11 protein-coding genes and 2 tRNA genes are annotated in these 20,737 nt (G+C 38.5%); 7 read left to right on the top strand and 6 right to left on the bottom strand.

What is annotated here, in order from left to right; translation table 11 throughout:
* The first annotated feature begins 1,251 nt into the window (after nt 1–1,251).
* The 3 genes from csrA to GFK82_RS01790 all read left to right on the top strand — a co-directional run bounded on the left by csrA (nt 1,252) and on the right by GFK82_RS01790 (nt 1,843).
* Nucleotides 1,252–1,428, top strand: a complete 177-nt coding sequence (csrA, locus tag GFK82_RS01800) for a carbon storage regulator CsrA (protein ID WP_226811212.1) — start codon at nt 1,252–1,254, stop codon at nt 1,426–1,428.
* A gap of 241 nt (nt 1,429–1,669) precedes the next feature.
* Nucleotides 1,670–1,762, top strand: a tRNA-Ser gene (locus GFK82_RS01795).
* A gap of 7 nt (nt 1,763–1,769) precedes the next feature.
* Nucleotides 1,770–1,843: transfer RNA gene (locus tag GFK82_RS01790), tRNA-Arg, on the top strand.
* Nucleotides 1,844–3,131: 1,288 nt separating this feature from the next.
* Here GFK82_RS01790 and suhB read toward each other — a convergent pair.
* From suhB to aroQ, 4 genes are all read right to left on the bottom strand, one after another.
* The gene (gene suhB / locus GFK82_RS01785) at nt 3,132–3,935 is read right to left on the bottom strand and encodes an inositol-1-monophosphatase (protein ID WP_226811211.1); all 804 of its coding nucleotides are present in this window, start codon (nt 3,933–3,935) and stop codon (nt 3,132–3,134) included.
* A 775-nt stretch (nt 3,936–4,710) separates the two neighbouring features.
* Nucleotides 4,711–6,096 (bottom strand): acetyl-CoA carboxylase biotin carboxylase subunit, encoded by a 1,386-nt coding sequence (gene accC / locus GFK82_RS01780; RefSeq protein WP_226811210.1) that lies wholly within the window; start codon nt 6,094–6,096, stop codon nt 4,711–4,713.
* Nucleotides 6,097–6,107: 11 nt separating this feature from the next.
* Nucleotides 6,108–6,539 carry an acetyl-CoA carboxylase biotin carboxyl carrier protein gene (gene accB, locus GFK82_RS01775; protein WP_226811209.1) on the bottom strand — a complete coding sequence of 144 codons (432 nt, stop codon included), beginning with the start codon at nt 6,537–6,539 and terminating at the stop codon, nt 6,108–6,110.
* 21 nt (nt 6,540–6,560) lie between these two features.
* Nucleotides 6,561–7,013: a type II 3-dehydroquinate dehydratase gene (gene aroQ / locus GFK82_RS01770; protein WP_226811208.1), complete on the bottom strand. Its 453-nt coding sequence runs from the start codon at nt 7,011–7,013 to the stop codon at nt 6,561–6,563.
* 1,429 nt (nt 7,014–8,442) lie between these two features.
* Between aroQ and polA the strand changes: the two genes are divergently transcribed.
* The 4 genes from polA to glyS all read left to right on the top strand — a co-directional run bounded on the left by polA (nt 8,443) and on the right by glyS (nt 17,602).
* Nucleotides 8,443–11,232, top strand: coding sequence for a DNA polymerase I (polA, locus tag GFK82_RS01765; RefSeq protein ID WP_226811207.1), 2,790 nt, complete (start codon nt 8,443–8,445; stop codon nt 11,230–11,232).
* A 939-nt stretch (nt 11,233–12,171) separates the two neighbouring features.
* A complete protein-coding gene (gene pyrD / locus GFK82_RS01760) occupies nt 12,172–13,182 on the top strand; it encodes a quinone-dependent dihydroorotate dehydrogenase (protein ID WP_226811206.1) in 1,011 nt (336 codons plus the stop codon).
* 1,432 nt (nt 13,183–14,614) lie between these two features.
* Entirely contained in the window at nt 14,615–15,529 is a 915-nt protein-coding gene (glyQ, locus tag GFK82_RS01755) for a glycine--tRNA ligase subunit alpha (RefSeq protein ID WP_226811205.1), read from the top strand.
* Nucleotides 15,530–15,538: 9 nt separating this feature from the next.
* Nucleotides 15,539–17,602 (top strand): glycine--tRNA ligase subunit beta, encoded by a 2,064-nt coding sequence (gene glyS, locus GFK82_RS01750; protein ID WP_226811204.1) that lies wholly within the window; start codon nt 15,539–15,541, stop codon nt 17,600–17,602.
* A gap of 294 nt (nt 17,603–17,896) precedes the next feature.
* Here glyS and secF read toward each other — a convergent pair whose 3' ends face one another.
* Nucleotides 17,897–18,808 (bottom strand): protein translocase subunit SecF, encoded by a 912-nt coding sequence (gene secF, locus GFK82_RS01745; RefSeq protein WP_226811264.1) that lies wholly within the window; start codon nt 18,806–18,808, stop codon nt 17,897–17,899.
* A 69-nt stretch (nt 18,809–18,877) separates the two neighbouring features.
* Complete coding sequence (secD, locus tag GFK82_RS01740; protein WP_226811203.1) at nt 18,878–20,725, bottom strand: protein translocase subunit SecD; 1,848 nt, start codon at nt 20,723–20,725, stop codon at nt 18,878–18,880.
* Nucleotides 20,726–20,737 lie beyond the last annotated feature (12 nt).

Here is a 20,737-nt window from a genome sequence, read left to right as displayed (position 1 = left end):
TTGCCTTGTGATTAAGATATATACCCCTTGTTACTCAGTCGCATTACCACTCACTAGATACTGAATTAAATGAAAAGGGAAAAAGACAATGATGCGTTCCTATAGTAGACCATACTTTCTTTTAAGGGCAGAAGGGCTGATTTAGATAAAGCACAAATCTAAACCAAGCGATATTAAACGTCATAATTTGAGATCAAAGATATCTGTCTTATCATTTTTAGATAACGATATCTCATGTTTAAGAAGGCGTATTTACTGTGAAAACCACTCTTCTCAATCTGCTTGAGAATTCTCTAGCCCCGTATATTGATTCTTCATTCTGAAATAGCCGAATCAGGATTGAACCGTTATTTACTCAGGAAGAGTAGGATGAAAATTTTATCTGATATTTAGCAGAAATAGCCAATGCTAAAGTAGTTCAAAACACCATTACTTCTTGTTTGCATAGATCGCAAAATTTGATGAGCTTCATCTTTCTTTAAAGAACTAATGCAGTAGTTAATATATCATGTTCCTAGTGCAATTTTAACTCACTTCTATTTTATCATTACTCTTGAAACACAGATAGAAAACATCAAAAAATTTCCGAGTTTTTTAGATTAAAACATGCCGAAACAGGCGAATCGGAATTTGACTATTTATATATAGAGCCCTATCAGTCGATAGACATCGATCTAGTATCGAATATGCTTTAAATCCACTCTAAAGCTGTAAATTACACTACACTAATACCGTTTTACTTATAATTAGAGCGCACATTAATTACTATTGATGTAGTAAAATATCTTTGTGGTATATGAAAATCATCTACCTTATGAAGTTAAAATATTTAGGGAAGGCGACTCTTAGCGACTTTTTTAAGCAGATACTCAGATTTAAAAACAGTAACGGATGTTTTTATCGAATCCTCCATAAATGGAGGAGGTACTAACAATGCTATTAAGCACGTTAAAAATAATTGATTTTATCACTACCATGTAGTCTATTTAGAAGTCTTCGACCAGACTCAATGAGTTATGTAATCGGAAAAGGTGCAACATAACTACATCGGACTCATGTCAATACTCTCATCTACAGTGAATGTACGGCTTGTAAGCCATCTGCTGTTAAAAACATTAGAAAGATACAAGAAAAGAGTTATGGAGTAATACATGACTATCTAGTCAGCATCATTTGCTAATCCACCTCATGCTTAATAATAGTGAGACACTTAGAGATCCGATTTTTTTTCAATCTTTTCAGGAGAAAAGAATGCTTGTTTTAACTCGTCGAGTTGCTGAAACTATCATGATTGGCGATCAAGTGACAGTAACTATTTTAGGAGTAAAAGGAAACCAAATCCGCATTGGTATCAATGCTCCCAAGGAGGTTTCTATATACCGAAAAGAAATATATCAAGCTATACCGGCTAAAAAAATCATAACGTAATTCCAATTGATTGATTTGACATGAAGTACATAAATAGATAACCTAGGAATCATCGCATTGATTTTAAATAATGTTATTTAGTATCGTTTGCATAAGATGTAATAAACGATAATTGACAGAGATTGGATGAGAATCTATGTAAGTTGTATCTTACTAAGATTTAAAAAGGGTTTGACTTATCAAGCTTAGAAAGTAATATATCGAATACGCAGTGCTAAGTATCTGTAATAGCCCTTGCGTTGGTGAGGTGGCCGAGAGGTTAAAGGCGCTCCCCTGCTAAGGGAGTATACAGTCATAAACTGTATCGAGGGTTCGAATCCCTCCTTCACCGCCATAACGATGCATCCGTAGCTCAGCTGGATAGAGTACTCGGCTACGAACCGAGCGGTCGGAGGTTCGAATCCTTCCGGATGCACTATTGATAATACACATAGTGGTTAACTTAACCATCCCTAATGTATTCTTATTTCATGATGAAAATTGTTTTTACTTTTATTTCTCGACATGATCAACGCTGGATATTATCCATGGTTAAAAATTTTAATAAAAATGTAAATCCGTCGGAACGCACACTATTAATCTGCTTCACTTAATTTCATTTATAGAAATAATGACTCATAAAAACAAAATTCCGAGTAATATACCATTATGATTTCTTTCTATAACCAGATACCGATCTGCTCTAAGGCAAAAGAAAATTTCAAGTAAGCGACATATCTTCATCTGCTTTTAAAACCTAAATAGATCTCCAAAGCTACTGTGAATAACCGATTCAATACATAAATATTTTATTCCATGCGATTGTATAGAACAAATTTTATTTTGTTGCCTAATTTTCTAGCAGTGAAATCTAAATTTCTACAATATATGCAACAAGGTATAAAAACAGTAATAAAAAGAATTTAAATCCATAAACACCATTATCTGTATATAAATATGAAATGTGTTCCATATATTCAAACAGAATCTGACGCATTCAACTTTAGATATGGCTTAATTATACGAGATAACATTAGATACATAACGCTTATTATATCAGTTTCAGCAAACATCTCCCATAACTTTCCACCATTCGCCCTACTAAAGAGAGCGGCTTGATATAGGAAAATATCTAAAGCTATTTAGACAAATATGCATTTTAATGAAAATTATTTTGCACTCCAATCAATAACTGAGTTATATAATCAAAACCTTATTTATTATATGACGCTATTGAAATAATGTGGATGTCATCCAATATAACTTATACATCTATAATTTATAGAATTTCTGGAAATTTAAACGATTATTGGGTGCACGATAAATATATCTAGCAGATTGATCTTTTTTGTAAAAAAATCCATTTCCCACACCATGTACAGTATACAACCTAGTTTTCATCAAAAACTACGATTAATCGTCATAAAATTTCCGTGGCACGCAAGAATATACTACATTTATCATAGTGGATCCAGTTTATTACTGACCTAAAGCGTGGGTCTAATTTTACTGATTCTATTTCTGAGATAAATTTTTCCAATATCGTACTATAAACGATATCGTTCAGAACCTACCGAACTTGACATAAACCATAGATAACAGCTATCACAATACAGAAAAAAAACACAGTATATCGTTAAGAATCAGCCTCTATAAATCAACAAATCGTTAAATCAGACAAATCAACTCTTTTAGACAGAACCTCGCCATCTCTCTTGAAGAACTCACTGCCTTAAGACCTCACTTAATTCGTCGCGCATGCTTAATAAGAGCGCTTTCACCACACGGGGATTACCAGCTACAATATTGCCGGACCGTAAGTGATTATTACAACCGGCAAAATCAGTGACTAGACCGCCCGCTTCACGCACTAACAGTTCACCGCTAGAAAAATCCCAAGGTTTTAAACCGATTTCAAAAAAACCGTTAACGCGCCCCGCAGCTACATAGGCGAGATCTAGCGCTGCAGAGCCGGTACACCGAAAATCTGTACACTGAATGAACAGTTTTCGCACTAAGGTCATATAACTATTAGCATGTTGTTTTTGTTCAAAAGGAAACCCTGTAGCCAGGATCTTGCCATCTAAATCATGTGCCGTGCTGACACGAAGACGGTAGCTATTCAGCTGGGCGCCATGACCGCGAGATGCTGTGAACAGCTCATTTCGCATTGGATCGTAAACCACGGCAACTTCTGTACGCTCTTTGATACGTACAGCAATAGAAACAGCAAAGTGGGGAAAGCGCTTGGTAAAATTAATTTTTCCATTTAGTGGATCGATAATCCATTGTGTGTCAGTCACTGCGTCAGTTAGCTTGCTACTTTCTTTATCGAGAATACCGTGTTTTGGATAGGATTTTCGGATAACTTCAAAAATCAAACGTTTTGCTTCACGGTCAACGTTAGTAACAAAATCGTTGTTACCTTTCTGTGTGACATCGCTGGCATCGGGGTTTTCATAATATTTAGCAATTAAATTACCCGCCATTCGCGCCGCGCGAATGGCGATATTCAGAATCGGATGCATGGATATTGTCCAATAATAAGATGTTAAAAAATTGAAACAGCGCGGGGTAACAGAGGTTTATAAAACCTACGGTCGTCACGATATTACCTATAATTCTTATAAATTGTAAGACTCTGTGTTACATACCGAAAGGTAATAGGATTTTTTTAAAAAAAATACGGGTGGGTTTTTTAATGGACTTTCTAGTTAGACACACTAACTAGTACGATTTAATACGAATTAAGATGATATTGAACTTTAATAGGCAAACATAGCCATGCACTCTACTCCCTTACCCTTCATTAGAAGGTAAGGATGATTTGATAACCAATCCGTCTATGACACCACTCTTGAATTGATTAAACATGACTGTTATCTACAGTCTGTAGATATGATCTAATACAAGGTATTATACGTTAAATCATGTAAACAAACGATCAACTTCATTGTCTTTATGGTGCTACTCTCTCGCAGAGAGATTAGTATGTATGTCTTCCATGAATCCTGATCACATTTCAATAGCATGGAGGGGGGAGGCTGATAAGTAGTCTCAAATCAAGCAGGGATATTCAGAGTGGTTGTTAACAAATTCGAGAGGAAAAACCTCATGTTACTTTAACCTCGACCACACCCTTCACTAGTATTCTTGCCCTATAAAAGATCACAATCGAGGATTTATATAACAATATGGAACTGAGGAGCAAAGAAAAATAGGAAGTGACGATTTTTTATATATCAACACTTTTCCTGACATTCATCGCCATTTTAATTTTAATTATATTTAATAGGCTATTATTTATGATTCCTTAACTAAAAACCTTTCGCGTAGTACTTTATTTTCCTGAAAACCAAGTTTTTTCTCCAGATAGTGAATATCAGCACCTCCCTGCTGGAAATGTTGATCATTCATAATCTGCAATTGCAAATCAATATTAGTTTTAATACCGTCTATAATTAGCTCTGCTAGAGCATTCTTCATACGGGCGATAGCTACTGATCTTGTTTCACCAAAACAGATAAGCTTACCTATCATAGAATCATAGAACGGCGGTACCGAGTAACCAGCATAAATATGTGATTCCCAGCGAACACCTAACCCCCCAGGAGCATGGAAGCGGGTAATTTTTCCTGAGCTTGGGAGGAAGTTTATAGGATCTTCAGCATTAATACGGCATTCCACTGCATGGCCAAATATCTTTACATCATTCTGCTTTAAAGATAATGGATATCCAGCAGCAATACGCAGCTGCTCTTTGATTAAATCCACACCAGTGATCATCTCAGTGACTGGATGCTCTACTTGGATTCTAGTATTCATCTCAATAAAAAAGAATTCATCATTCTCGTATAAGAATTCAAAGGTACCCGCGCTACGATAGCCAATTTCCAGGCACGCTTTAACGCAGCGCTCGCCAATCAAACGTCGTAATTCTTCGGTACTTCCTGGAGCAGGTGCTTCCTCTACTACCTTCTGATGACGTCGCTGCATGGAACAATCTCTTTCAGCTAGATAAAGAGCATTACCCTGACCGTCTGCTATCACCTGCACCTCGATATGCCGCGGATTCTTCAAATACTTCTCCATATAAACAATATCGTTATTAAACGCAGCTTTCGCTTCTACTCTAGTCATACCGATAGAGGCTTCTAGATCTTCCTTAGCGTAGACTACGCGCATTCCCCGACCGCCTCCGCCACCAGAAGCCTTTATGATCATGGGATAACCGATACAATTGGCAATAACAAAGTTTTTATCCATATCCTCCCCTGTTAGGGCATCAGAACCAGGAATGCATGGGATACCAGCTTTCTTCATGGCGTTAATAGCGGAAACTTTATCCCCCATTAGTCGAATAGTTTCCGCCCGGGGGCCAATAAAGATAAATCCTGAACGCTCAACCTGCTCTGCAAAGTCAGCGTTTTCAGACAGAAAACCATAGCCAGGGTGAATAGCCGCCGAGCCAGTAATTTCTGCCGCGGAGATAATAGCCGGGATATTAAGATAACTTTTTATCGAAGGCGCTGGGCCGATACAGACAGTTTCATCAGCTAAGAGTACATGTTTTAAATCGCGATCAGCGGTGGAATGTACAGCTACGGTTTTAATACCCAGCTCCTTGCATGCACGCAAAATACGCAATGCAATTTCACCACGGTTTGCAATAACGATTTTATCTAGCATTTGGTGCCTCGTTATTCGATGACAACGACCGGCTCATCGAATTCGACCGGTTGACCATTATCCAAAAGGATAGCCTTTACCACACCGGCTTTGTCCGACTCAATTTTATTCATCATCTTCATCGCTTCAACGATACATAAGGTATCGCCTACATTAACTTTCTGATCGATTTCGACAAAAGGTTTTGCATCTGGGCTGGGAGTACGATAGAAGGTCCCCACTATAGGTGAACGCACAAGATGTGCGCTTATAGTAGCAGGTACACCTGAGGTTACAGACTGCTGGGGTAACGCAGGGGTATAAGTTTCTTGTAAAGTTGGGTAGGTTGTGTTTGCTATGGCACGATTAATACGAACTGATTCTTCACCTTTAGAGATCTCTAGCTCGGAAATGCCGGATGCCTCAACTAGTTTAATTAGTTTTTTAATCTTGCGAATATCCATGAGTCTGGTTCCATACTCAAATCAATTGGATTTTGGGAGGCGTTTGATCGCCATCTTTAAAGCAAAATGATACCCATCAATACCAAGACCACATATCACCCCAACTGCAATATCAGAGAGATAAGAGTGATGGCGGAAAGGCTCCCGCGCATGAACGTTGGAGAGATGAATTTCAATGAACGGGATATTTACCGCTAAGAAGGCATCACGTAACGCAACACTGGTATGAGTAAAAGCAGCAGGGTTGATAATAATAAAATCAGTGTTACCCTGAGCCTGCTGGATACGGTCGATTAGGGCATGTTCTCCATTTGACTGAAAATGACTAAATTTTACCCCCAAGATACTCGATAACGTGCTGAGGTTTGCAATAATGTCGCTAAGAGTAGTCTTACCGTACTTATCAGGCTCGCGGGTACCTAATAAATTTAGGTTAGGTCCATTGAGAAGCAAAATATGGGACTTATCGACCATGATAAGACGTTCCCCCTTTAATACTGATGATTTTCCATGGCAGTGAGATATTATAATGATATCATGAATTTTCGTAGTACATTACTTACACTATCCGCAAAGATATCTTTTTAGAACTTTTCAATCAGGCGTTCGATAGAACTCATCGACTAAATTTTAAGTTGGTTATTTAAAGTAAGAATAAATTGAGTTTCTCATAATGATAAACAATGTTTGCTTTCGTTATATCCAGATCGCATGTAGATAACATGTTTCATTTTTACTTGTATTCATTTATCTTTATATCAGATGAAGATCTGGTGAATATATGGACGTACGTTCTAGAATTGTTCTATGAACCCTCTGCATTTACTCTAAAAATAGCGAGGTCACCTTTTACAGTGTATATTAAAGGAATAATATCATGATAATTCGTTTCTATGGTTAGGGAACGACCCGTTACAAGATAAAAACCATAGATAAAACTACTCACTAAAAAGTAAGTCGTGAGGTTCCGGGTATTTTAGTTAAACATTAAATCTAGGATAATAACATTATTTTCAATAACATTGATTGAAAGATTTATAAATTTCAACCTTACTCTGATGGTGATTGACTATCTATACTAATTAAGCAAGGCAAGTATTATAGTTTAATTCCTAAACATATCGGTATAGTGTAACCCGTCATGGATATACTCCTGTATGTAATACAACAAAAAAGCAACAAGGAATCAACCAACTGTGTTTAATCTAAAGAAAAATAATACACCAAGGCACGTACATTGGTTACCCCTGTTGTGTGATACATCATGATATGAAAAATATTAGCAAATCCCGGTACTACATAAGCAGTCTATCGTTGTAGCGATAAATTTAGCGCTATAACTATACATAACCATAACAAGGTATGGCCTTAAGGAGTAAACCGCCACTTTAATTATCCACAAGATTGCTTCTGGCATGCAACTCCGACATTAACTCTCATGACTAGACAGTATTAAGTTCACGAGAACAGTAATCCCTGCACCAATATAAAAGTTAAAGGAGAGCCAACTTACTATTCACAATCACCTTATCTTTGGTAAACAACATCTTGAACTCATGAACATTATAGTGACTGATTGGGAACTATAGAAACACCGACATATTAGAGTACGCTGTTGTATAACCTCATCAAAACAGTACGCATCCATAGGGGGGAAGTCAATAAACTTCTTTACTAATATTAGTACATCAAATATGAACTGGAATGCTTCCAGATACATTCTCTAGCTGTAAAATACATTAAGCACGCTTGCCAAAGTAAAAAAAAACATTCGTTATAATACAGCAACTCTGTTCTTAAATCTGCCCTATACAATAAAGTGACCTAGCCATCCATATAATTTCCGTGTAGCAGTTATAACATGTCACGCCCTATTTTTGCTAACTAAAAAAGGAAATACACTATGGTCAAAATCACAAACAATCCATTAATATTAGTAGATGGTTCTTCTTATCTTTATCGTGCTTATTATGCCTACCCACTATTAAAAAATAGTATTGGAGAACCTACTGGAGCGATCTATGGCGTATTGAATATGCTAAAAAGCATACTAAAACAATATAAACCAAGCCATGTAGCGGTGGTCTTTGACGCAAAGGGTAAGACCTTTCGCGATCAGTTATTCAAAAAATACAAATCCCACAGACCTAGCATGCCAAAGGATTTAAGTGACCAAATAATACCTATATATCATATGGTTAAAGCAATGGGGCTAACACAGTTATCCATCAACGGTGTCGAGGCGGACGATGTTATCGGAACGCTAGCGCTGGAAGCAGCACGCAATGGTCGTAATGTGCTAATTAGCAGCAGCGATAAAGATATGGCACAGCTCGTGTCGTCTAAAATCACCATAATTAATACTATGTCGAATACTATTCTCGGTCCAGAAGAGGTAAAACTGAAGTTCGGCGTGCCTCCGGCACTGATCATTGATTATTTAGCGTTGATAGGTGACAACGCTGATAATATTCCTGGCGTGATCGGAATAGGAGAGAAAAGTGCGAAGGTGCTATTACGGGAAATAGGAGGGGTGGCCGCTCTATATCAACAACTCGATAAAGTTAGCACCCTGAACTTACGGGGAGCCAAAACAATAGCCGCTAAGCTTGAGAAGCATCGAGAGGTAGCTTTTCTCTCTTACCAACTAGCGACGATTAAAACTGATGTCCCCTTAGATGTATCTTATGATCATTTGATAGTAAAAGCACCCATGGTGCAAACGTTAACACTATCATTTCAGCGCTATGAATTTCAACGCTGGCTAAACGATCTTAAAATTGGAAAATGGCTAGAGAAAGGAAAAATCAGTGGCGTCTCACCGGGACTTTTTATCAGACATCGCCCGATAGCTGTTGAGGGAACTATGCAGGTTTTCTTAAAAGACGACTATCAAATTATTGACAACATGATTATGCTGAATAAGTGGATCACAACTATTCGTAACGCCGGAGCATTCGCCTTCAATACAAAAACTGATGGGCTAGATACGCTTACTGCTAATCTATTAGGATTATGCTTTTCCGTGAAACCGGGTAAAGCTGCTTATTTGCCAGTGGGGCATAACTATCTCAATACGCCGAATCAGCTCAACTGGAACGCAGTATTAGCTTTACTTAAACCGGTCTTTCAAGACTCTGGCATTGCCAAAATTAGTCAAAATCTAAAATTCGAATGCGGAATTTTAAAACGGCACGGTATCGAGATAACAGGGATCACTTTTGATATTATGCTGGAATCCTACGTCTTGAATAGCGTTGCTGGCCACCACGATAAAACCAGTCTAGCTCATCGTTTTTTAGCGCACAGCGGTATTGATTTTGAGAAGATAGATAGTAAAGGTTACCATCAAATGCCATTTGATCAGATGACCATGGAACAGGTAGCTCTTTATGCTGCCGAAGAGACTAATGTGACATTACGTTTGCATCAACAGTTATGGCCGCGCATTAAGGAATCACCAGAGCTAAAAAAGATCTTTGAAGAAGTCGAAATACCATTGGTACCAGTTCTGTCGCGCATCGAGCGTTCTGGGGTGCTAATCGATGAAAGCATGCTTGTCTCGCATTCCTTAGAGCTAGTTCAGCGTCTAAAAAAGCTAGAAGAGGAAGCGCATCAGCTAGCGCAAGAACCGTTTAATCTGTCCTCGACAAAACAGATTCAGATAATCTTGTACGATAAGCAACAAATATCAGTACTAAAAAAAACTCCAGGTGGAGCCCCTTCGACTAATGAAGAGGTACTAACCGCACTTGCAGTAAACTATCCGTTACCAAAGTTAATTTTAGAATATCGCAGTCTGGCTAAGCTTAAATCCACCTATATTGATAAACTCCCCAAAATGATCAACCCATTGTCAAAAAGGGTGCATACTTCTTATCATCAGTCTGTCACTGCCACTGGGCGTCTGTCATCAAGCGATCCAAACCTACAGAATATCCCGGTTCGGAATAATGAAGGGCGGCGTATTCGGAAAGCCTTTATTGCGCCGCCTGGCGCGCTTATTGTAGCGGCGGATTATTCACAGATTGAACTACGTATTATGGCGCATCTCTCACAAGATCCTGGGTTGCTACATGCCTTCATCGACGGTCAAGATATTCATCGCACCACCGCTGCTGAAGTCTTCAGGGTGCCACTGAAGAAGGTGAATTACGATCAAAGACGCAGTGCAAAGACTATTAACTTTGGCTTGATTTACGGTATGACTGCCTTTGGGCTAGCTCGTCAATTATCGGTCTCAAGATCAGAGGCACAGAAATATATAAACCTCTATTTTGAACGATATCCTGAAGTTTTAAACTATATGGAACGCACGCGTAAGCAGGCTAGTATTCAAGGTTATGTAACGACCCTAGACGGACGACGTTTATACTTGCCAGACATCCATCACTCGGGAAATAGCAGGAAAAAAAAAGTGGCGGAGCGTGCTGCTATTAATGCCCCTATGCAAGGTACAGCTGCCGACATAATTAAACGAGCAATGATTGCCCTTGATACCTGGATACAAGAGGAATCGTTACCGATTCGTATAATTATGCAAGTACATGATGAACTGATATTTGAAGTTCATCATACCGCGCTTGAAAATGCAATCATCCGTATTAAAGCTCTAATGGAGGGATGCTTCACTCTTGACGTACCTTTACAGGTAACGGTAGGTGTTGGTAACAATTGGGACCAAGCGCATTAAGTATGGAGTTCAACTCCAGATAACATGAAAAAACTCTAAATCATGCATCATTAATAGAGAGGAATCTTTCTTACCCAGAAAGATGTAGCACATTGTCTTATGACAATGCTTTTTATAATAATTTCGGGTGCTACGTTATTTACTTCTAACAATCTAATAAAGTTTAATCAGGCGTAGATCATTTTTCATGCATATACATGAGTAGTAAATATTCCTATGAAAGAAAATATAAAGAACTAAAATTATAGTATAAAAAATTTTAAAACAAGTAGTCTAATTACTAGGTATATAAACGTTAATACATTCTGAAAGAGACTTGATCAAACCTCACACAACCATCTAGTCATCGTTAGAGATCAAGAGATTCTATCCATTTTTTTAAATAAACACGATTACGCGGAGAAACCATGCACAATGCATCTTGCTAGATCTGCAATCAGAATCTTCCATGCATCTTTATCGAAGATACGTAGATGCATAGGAAGAAATGAATCGACAGTCATGTAACGACTGAGACATGAGATTATTTAGAAAAATATGAATGGCACAGCCAATGTGAGAAATTCGATATGGATCACGCTTTTAATTTACCGCTAAATCCATATACAAAGAGTATAGTCGAATTGTCAAAACAGCGTATAGAAGTTATCCTATAAACCTACTTTCGGCATTCTACAAAAAGACTGAACAGTCTACTTCAATCAGGAACGAGTTCTTACTCATCATAATATTTTACTCTCAACGAGATCCATTCATAGACATCTTAAAAGAAAGCAAACTGATCAATCTGAATTACTATGCTTGTCTGCAACTGAAAATTTTTAAAAAAAACCTCAGTTAAGGTAAAATACCACATATCGAATCACTATCATGGATTCCCTTTCCCGCATCAATGATTGATAATACTGTCTTAATTTAAACTGGGAATTAGGAGACCACATGTTATACCCCATTATCAAGCAGGCGTTATTTCAGCTCGACCCGGAACGAGCCCATGAATTAACTTTGCAGCAGATTAAACGTATTAGCAGTAGCCCACTCAAATGCTTACTCCGACAATCGGTACCGACAAAAACTGTTACTTGCATGGGCCTTGTCTTTAGAAATCCGCTCGGATTGGCTGCAGGATTGGATAAAAACGGTGAGTATATTGATGCACTTGGATCCATGGGTTTTGGGTTTATCGAAGTTGGTACGGTTACACCTCGTGCCCAGTTAGGTAATGAAAAACCACGACTCTTCCGTCTGGTGAAGGCTGAAGGGCTGATCAATCGTATGGGCTTTAATAACAACGGAGTTAATAACCTTATTGAAAATATTAAGAAATCCCATTTTGGTGGTATTCTGGGCATTAATATTGGAAAGAATAAAGATACGCCGATAGAACAAAGTATAGATGATTATATAATTTGTATGGAAAAGGTCTATCCTTACGCTGGTTATATCGTACTGAATATTTCATCACCAAATGCACCGGAGCTACGCACACTGCAATTCGGCGATGCGCTAGATGATCTGTTGCGATCAATAAAAAACAAGCAAGCAGAACTACAAACACAACACCAAAAATATGTGCCGATAACGGTAAAAATAGCTCCAGACATCAATGAGTCAGAATTGATTCAAATTAGCGATAGTTTGATACGGCATAATATCGATGGTGTCATTGCAACCAATACTACCACGGGTCGTGAGCTAGTTCAGGGTATGGATCACAGTTCTCAAATCGGCGGTTTAAGTGGCCGCCCCTTACAATTACGTAGCACGGAAATTATCCAAAAATTATCCGCAGAGTTACAAGGGAAATTACCGATTATCGGGGTCGGTGGTATTGATTCGCTCATTTCAGCTAGAGAGAAACTAGCGGCAGGCGCCTCATTAATTCAGATCTATTCGGGGTTTATTTTTCACGGTCCTCGTTTAATAAAGGATATTCTCAGTGATATTTAGACGATCTTAAACATCGCTGATGTTTTAATGATAGTAGATGGTAAGATATATACCATCTAACGATCTTGTTCTATATCGTTGCTGAATTTTAAAAATAGATACTTTATAGAAGCAAGACGTTTAATATGGATACGTGAATTCAGGTTATGACGCCTTATACATTATTATAAAATCCTCACGGATTTATCTTATCTTCTTTGAGATCAAGATAATATAAAATGTACTTGAGGGTTAAACCCCATGATAATACGTATCCATACATATCTAAATCCGTTTATAAATAGAGAAAACGTAATAACATTACAGATCTCAGCGCTATATTCACTTTACCTGATGCATATTTATTTATGTATCTTCTATATCTCAATTATGGGGTCGATTCCTATTTAAGTGCACGCTGAACACACTAAGATTACAACGCATCTAGAGAATCTAGTATTCATTGATCCTCGCAGTAAATTAAGAGTGTATTGAACTCATATGTTCTTTAAAAGAAAATATTAAATATCATAACATCCTTTTTTTATAAAAATCAATCAAACAATTCTAGTAGGTTTTCCTCTTTAAAAAAACAAAAAAACTGAGATTAATAAAGAGCCTATTTCTATACTCTTATTAGAGTATCGCTCATAGGTAATAATCGGGTACAGATAAAAATAATTATACAGGGATAAATTAATAGAATTTTATATGTGGAAATTTGATATCACACTCTATGTGATCATGATCGATAGATCATATCTTAATAATATGCTGAGACCTAACATTTAGTAATTAAACACTATTATTATCTATGAAAGATTAATAGACGATTACGCTTAGATTATTTAAAGACATCATATCAATTTCAGGAAATAAAACTGATTTCTTAGAGAAGAAAGATAATTTAGTTAATGCATTAAAGATAATTTTTTCTTAATAAAAGCATAATAAAAATAGATTCAATAATAAACTCAGGAGTTTAACTCTATTTAGACTACTAGCTTTTAAAAAAAGCTCATACCTACTTACTGTTCCCATATAGATATCACTTATTATCTAACATATAGAAAATAAATTGTTATTACCATATACTTCATATAAAATAATTATAACTTTTAAGTCAGTAGTCTTAAAGGTTAATTTTCTGCACAATATGTACACTATGATAAAAATATTCGTAAGCAGTTTTATCCAGCCATAAGCAGGAATGTACTCATAAATCTTTCTGGCGCATAAAGCCAATATAAGATATGATACTCATCATTACAACATTTTGATACTTTTATAAATTTCCCTATCATGTAGAATTTAAGAACCCAGATGACTATTCTGATTAAATCTATATCACATATTTACCGTTATTAGTATAATTCGGACTGCATGTCCAAATATGCAGCGCCTATAATAGCGTTTTCTTATTGCATTCACTTATATTATATGCAGATTCAGTATGCAAAAGTTTAATCCAAAAGTCTTTCAGGGCTTAATTCTAACTCTTCAAAATTATTGGGCAAATCAAGGTTGTACCATCATACAACCGCTGGATATGGAAGTTGGCGCTGGAACTTCACATCCCATGACCTGCCTCCGCGCTCTTGGTCCAGAGCCCATGGCAGCTGCCTACGTGCAACCTTCTCGCCGGCCGACTGATAGTCGATACGGTGAAAATCCTAATCGATTACAGCATTATTATCAGTTTCAGGTAATCATAAAACCTTCGCCTGAAAACATTCAGGAGTTATATCTCAATTCGCTTAGAGAAGTTGGTTTAGATCCTACAATTCAGGATATTCGCTTCGTTGAAGATAATTGGGAAAACCCAACATTGGGCGCCTGGGGATTAGGGTGGGAAGTCTGGCTAAATGGCATGGAAGTAACGCAGTTCACGTATTTTCAGCAGATAGGTGGACTGGAATGCCGGCCTGTCACGGGAGAAATCACTTATGGACTTGAGCGATTGGCGATGTATCAGCAGGGTGTTGATAGCGTCTATGATCTAATATGGAACGATGGACTACTAGGTCGGATAACTTATGGGGATATGTTCCATCAAAACGAAATCGAGCAATCCATGTATAACTTTAAACACGCTGACGTAAATTTTCTATTTTTCTGCTTTGAACAGTATGAAAACGAAACTAAAAACCTACTAGCGCTAGAAAACCCGCTACCGCTACCTGCTTATGAGCGCATACTCAAAGCAGCGCATACTTTCAATTTACTAGACGCCCGAAAAGCTATTTCAGTTACGGAGCGCCAGCGTTATATTTTGAGGATCCGCACCTTGACTAAAGGGGTAGCGCAAGCCTACTACGTTTCACGAAAAAAGCTAGGTTTTCCATTGTGTAAAAAGCATGATAAATAAGAGGCTGACATGGCACAACATACTTTTCTGGTGGAAATTGGCACAGAAGAACTACCACCAAAAAATCTTCGTGCTTTAGGAGAAAGCTTCGCCGCCCAAATTGGCGAAGAACTTGATACCGCTCATATCTTCTACGGTAGGGTAAATTGGTTTGCAACGCCTCGTCGACTAGCAGTCAAGGTCACCTCAATTCACGGTAACCAAGCCGATAAAAATATTGAGAGGAAAGGTCCATCTATCGCCATAGCGTTCGATGCCGCTGGCAACCCTACAAAAGCAGCTGAGAAGTGGGCACAATGCTGCGGTATCACAGTTAGGGAGGCTGAACATTTAACGACCGAGAAAGGCGCATGGCTACTATACCGAAACCGGGTAAAAGGAAAACCTGTACAGGATCTGCTATGCAACATTGTTAATACTGCTATAGGAAAACTACAGATCCCGAAAATGATGCGTTGGGGTGATAATAATGTTGAGTTTATTCGACCGGTACACACCGTGACACTTCTGCTAGATAATACCGTAATTCCAGGAAAAGTACTTGACATTGAGGTGGATCGCGTTCTGTATGGCCATCGCTTTATGGGTGAACGAAAAATTAACCTTGAACACGCTGATCAATATGCGCAAGTATTGCTGTCTCGAGGAAGAGTAATGGTAGATTATCTACAACGTAAAGAAACGATTCGCCGAGACGCGACCGCAGCGGCTAAAGAATTAGGCGGTGAAGCAGACATAAACGATAACCTTCTGGAAGAAGTTACGTCGCTAGTGGAATGGCCAGTTGTTCTAACTGCTTGTTTTGAAAAAAAATTTTTGTCATTACCAGCCATTGTTTACACCATTAAAGGCGCTCAAAAATATTTTCCAGTGTATGGGATTGCAGGTAATCTACTACCGTATTTTATCTTCGTTGCGAACATCGAGTCAAAAGATCCATTTCAGATTATTGCCGGTAATGAAAAGGTTGTGCGACCACGGTTAGCAGATGCAGAGTTCTTTTTTAATACTGATCGAAAACAACGCCTAGAAGATCGACTGCCATTCCTAGATGCCGTACTCTTCCAAAAACAACTCGGAACCTTACGAGATAAGAGCACACGCATAGAAGCTCTTGCAAGCTGGATAGCAGATCAGATTGGTGCAAATGTATCACAAGCAGCACGAGCTGGTTTATTATCTAAATGCGACTTGATAACCAATATGGTTTTTGAATTTACTGACTCGCAAGGTGAGATGGGTATGCATTACGCACGTCACGATGGCGAGCTAGAGGTAGTGGCGCTGGCGCAAAAAGAACAATATTATCCTCGCTTCGCTAACGATATACTCCCTACAACCTCAATCTCCTGTACAGTGGCTATCGCTGATAAAATAGATACAGTAACCGGTATTTTCGGTATTGGGGATTTTCCTAGAGGAGACAAAGATCCTTTCGCTTTACGCCGAAAGGCCCTCGGTGTACTACGTATCATCGTAGAAAAACAGTTACCCCTCGATCTTCAATCACTAATTGAAGAGTCTGCACGCCTATACGGTAAGATGCTTACCAATCCAGCGGTGGTGGATAATGTTATTAACTTTATGCTGAACCGTTTTCGTGCCTGGTATCAAGAAAAGGGACACAGGGACGATACGATCCAGGCAGTACTGGCATGCCGACCGACCTGCCCGGTGGATTTTGATGCTAGGATACGTGCAGTTAGTCATTTCCGAACCCTAAAGCAAGGTACCGTGATGGCAGAAGTCTACAAGCGAGTATCAAATATTTTAGCAAAATCTCATGATCCCATTTATCAAAATATACAAAGTACAATACTTCAGGATCCAGCGGAAATCAGATTGGCGATTCATTTATCGATATTAAGCGAAAAACTTCAACCGTTATTTAAAGAAGCTCGTTACCAGGATGCGCTGATAGAATTGGTCACGCTACATGATCCAGTGAATACCTTCTTTAATAACGTCATGGTCATGACAGACGATCGCCAGATACGAATGAATCGCCTTACGCTACTCAACCAATTACGGATGCTTTTCTTGAGAATTGCGGATATGACACTACTACAATGAAAGATATATATTTCATTACGATTTTTCCAGGTGCCACCTAGTGGTGTGTCTCAAAAAAGCATGGATACTATATACTGACTTCGAAGTAGTAAGATAAATAGTAAAAAACTTATTCAAGGCATTAACGACGTGTATTTTATCTTTTTCAGCATCTGCTTACAATAAAGGCTGATTTTTTAATGAACCCCACGAATAGCGGTACTAGTAGTAACTGGCGCATAGACAGAATTATATTCTTTGTTCGCTTTGCATAACCAAGGAAATCAACACAGAAACAAAATTACTTCGTCTTACTTAAGGTAGGCGCCAATACGGGGTGTCCCCCTCTTTTTCCACCATTATTTTTACAAGATGTATCCGCTCTATACCGAGCTTAAGAGCCAGCGCCGATGCCACATAAATTGAACTTACAGTACCTATAATTACACCAATAAATAGTGTCGTCGAAAATCCGCGAAGCATTTCACCACCAAAAATCAATAATACCACCACTACCATAAGTGTAGTGGCAGAGGTAATGATAGTCCGATTTAAGGTTTGCGTTAATGAAATGTTAAAAATATCATAGGAAGTGCCATTCCGGATTTTATGAAAGTTCTCACGAATACGATCTAATACTACAATACTATCGTTTAGAGAGTACCCAATTACTGACATGAGAGCAGCGATAATCGTCAGATCGATCTCGATATGAAATAACGACAGTACTCCAAGCGTAATCGCTACATCATGAGCAAGTGCTAACACCGCCCCCGTTGCCAAACGCCACTCAAAACGAAAACCCACATAAATCAATATACAAACCAAAGCTAATAAAAGTGCCATAGCACCTGATTGAATCAGATCGCTACCGATGCTCGGTCCGATAAATGCTACTCGCGTAACAACGGCGTTCTGATTAGTTGCGTGATTAATCACCCCAAGTACTTTATTACTGATCTCCTGTCCTAATCCATTTTTCATCGGCGGAATACGAACTATTATAGTTTGGCTACTACCAAAATTCTGCACTAAAAGATCCATAAATCCTGCCTGCTCAAATGCAGAACGGATCTGATTTAGGTTCGTAGCATTTTCTAATTGCAGTTCAATGACTGTACCCCCTGTAAAATCTAATCCCCAGTTAAAGCCTCTTATTTCTATGATCGTGATGGAGGCAATTAAGAGGATGACCGAGAGGGTAAAAGCCAGATGATCCCAACTCATAAAGTTGTAAACTTTACGACCGTAGTTTAATGCTTCAACATTTCCCTGTTGCTGAGCCACAGATCACTCCTAGATAGATAACTTCTCAATCCGTTTACCGCCGTAAAGTAAGTTTACAATAGCACGTGTTCCAAAGATCGCCGTAAACATAGAGGTAGCGATACCGATAGCGGTAGTAATTGCAAAACCCTTGATTGATCCTGTTCCCACCGCGTATAAAATAATAACGGTAATAAGCGTCGTAATATTTGCGTCAATGATACTAGAGAAGGCGCCCTGATACCCCTCATGAATAGCCTGCTGCACGGTGCGACCATTTCGTAGCTCTTCTTTGATACGTTCGTTAATTAAAACATTGGCATCTACCGCTACTGCCAATGTTAGAACAATCCCCGCAATACCTGGCATTGTTAGAGTTGCACCGGGCAATAAGGATATAATTCCGATAATTAACATTAAGTTAACAATAAAAGCTGTGCTGGCAATCAGACCAAACTTGCGGTACCAAATCACCATAAATAAAATTGATACCATCAGTCCAAATAGGCACGCTTTTAACCCTTGAGTAATGTTTTTCACTCCCAAGGTCGGACCAATAGTGCACTCTGCTACAATCTGAATTGGTGCAATCAACACTCCTGCGCGAAGCAGTAATGAGAGCTGACGTGCCTCATTAAAATTATTAATCCCGGTAATACGAAAAGTATTACCAAGTCGACTTTGAATAGTGGCAATATTAATAACTTCCTCTTGCTTCGTTAAAATGAATCGACCACTCAGATCTTTTTTACCGCTATTTTTATATTCTACAAATAGAGTTGCCATCATCTTATCGATATTATTCTTGCTGAATTGGGACATGATTTTCCCGCCCGCACTATCTAGGGAAATATTAACTTGTGGATGATGATATTCATCAGTGCTAGTGCGGGCATCAGTAATGTGATTGCCGGTTAAGATAACTGCTTTGTACAAAACCACAACTTGCTGATCGCGAGTGTTTTTTATCTCGGAATCGCTCGGTACATGGCCGTTAGCGACGGTGTTTAGATCTACTGACTGATTAACTAAACGAAACTCAACTGTAGCAGTCCCCCCTAGAATTTCCTTAGCGTGAGCTGTATCTTGGATACCCGGAAGCTCAACTACAATACGATTACTCCCCTGACGCTGTACCAGTGAGTCACTGACTCCTAGCTGATTGATTCGATTACGTAGGATACTGATATTCTCCTGCACTGCATATTCGCGGTTTTTTTGCAAATAATCATCTGTAAAAATGGCATCCAGACTGTTATCTCCAAAATCAGAGATCACTAAATTTTGATGACGGCTTCTCAACCACGATATCGCCTCATCACGAGTCTTAGGAGCGCTAAAATACACTTCAATGCCGTAATTCTTAATTTTACACATTGTTACATAAGGAATCCTCTTATCGTATAAATCACGCCGTAAGGTATCCATCGCCTGCTCCCGCAGTTTATTGAATAAGGTATCCATATTTACTTCGATTAAAAAATGAACCCCACCACGCAAATCCAAACCTAGTTTTATCGGTTCTGCACCTAGAATATTCAACCAAGCAGGTGTGGCTGCAGCTAAGTTCAGTGCCACGACGTAATTTTTTCCAAGCACGTTTAACAAGGCTTCACGAGCTTGTAGCTGCATGTCCTGGCTGGAGAAACGAGCCAAAATTGCACCTTTTTCCAGGGTGATTGATGTACTGGTAATATGTTGTTGTTTTAATATGGTTTGAATTTTTATTAGAAGCGATTCGGTAGCGATGCCACCTCGCTTAGGCGTAACCTGTACAGCGGGATCTTCCCCGTACAGGTTAGGAAGAGCATAAAGCAACCCGATGATTAACACCAGAATCATCATGATATACTGCCATAAGGAATAACGATTTAACACAGTAGTTCCCTT

It is taken from the genome of Candidatus Steffania adelgidicola, assembly GCF_020541225.1.
In the GTDB taxonomy this organism is placed as follows: domain Bacteria; phylum Pseudomonadota; class Gammaproteobacteria; order Enterobacterales; family Enterobacteriaceae; genus Steffania; species Steffania adelgidicola.
Note: the sequence above shows the minus strand (reverse complement) of the source record. Positions and strands in the feature narration are given on the sequence as shown.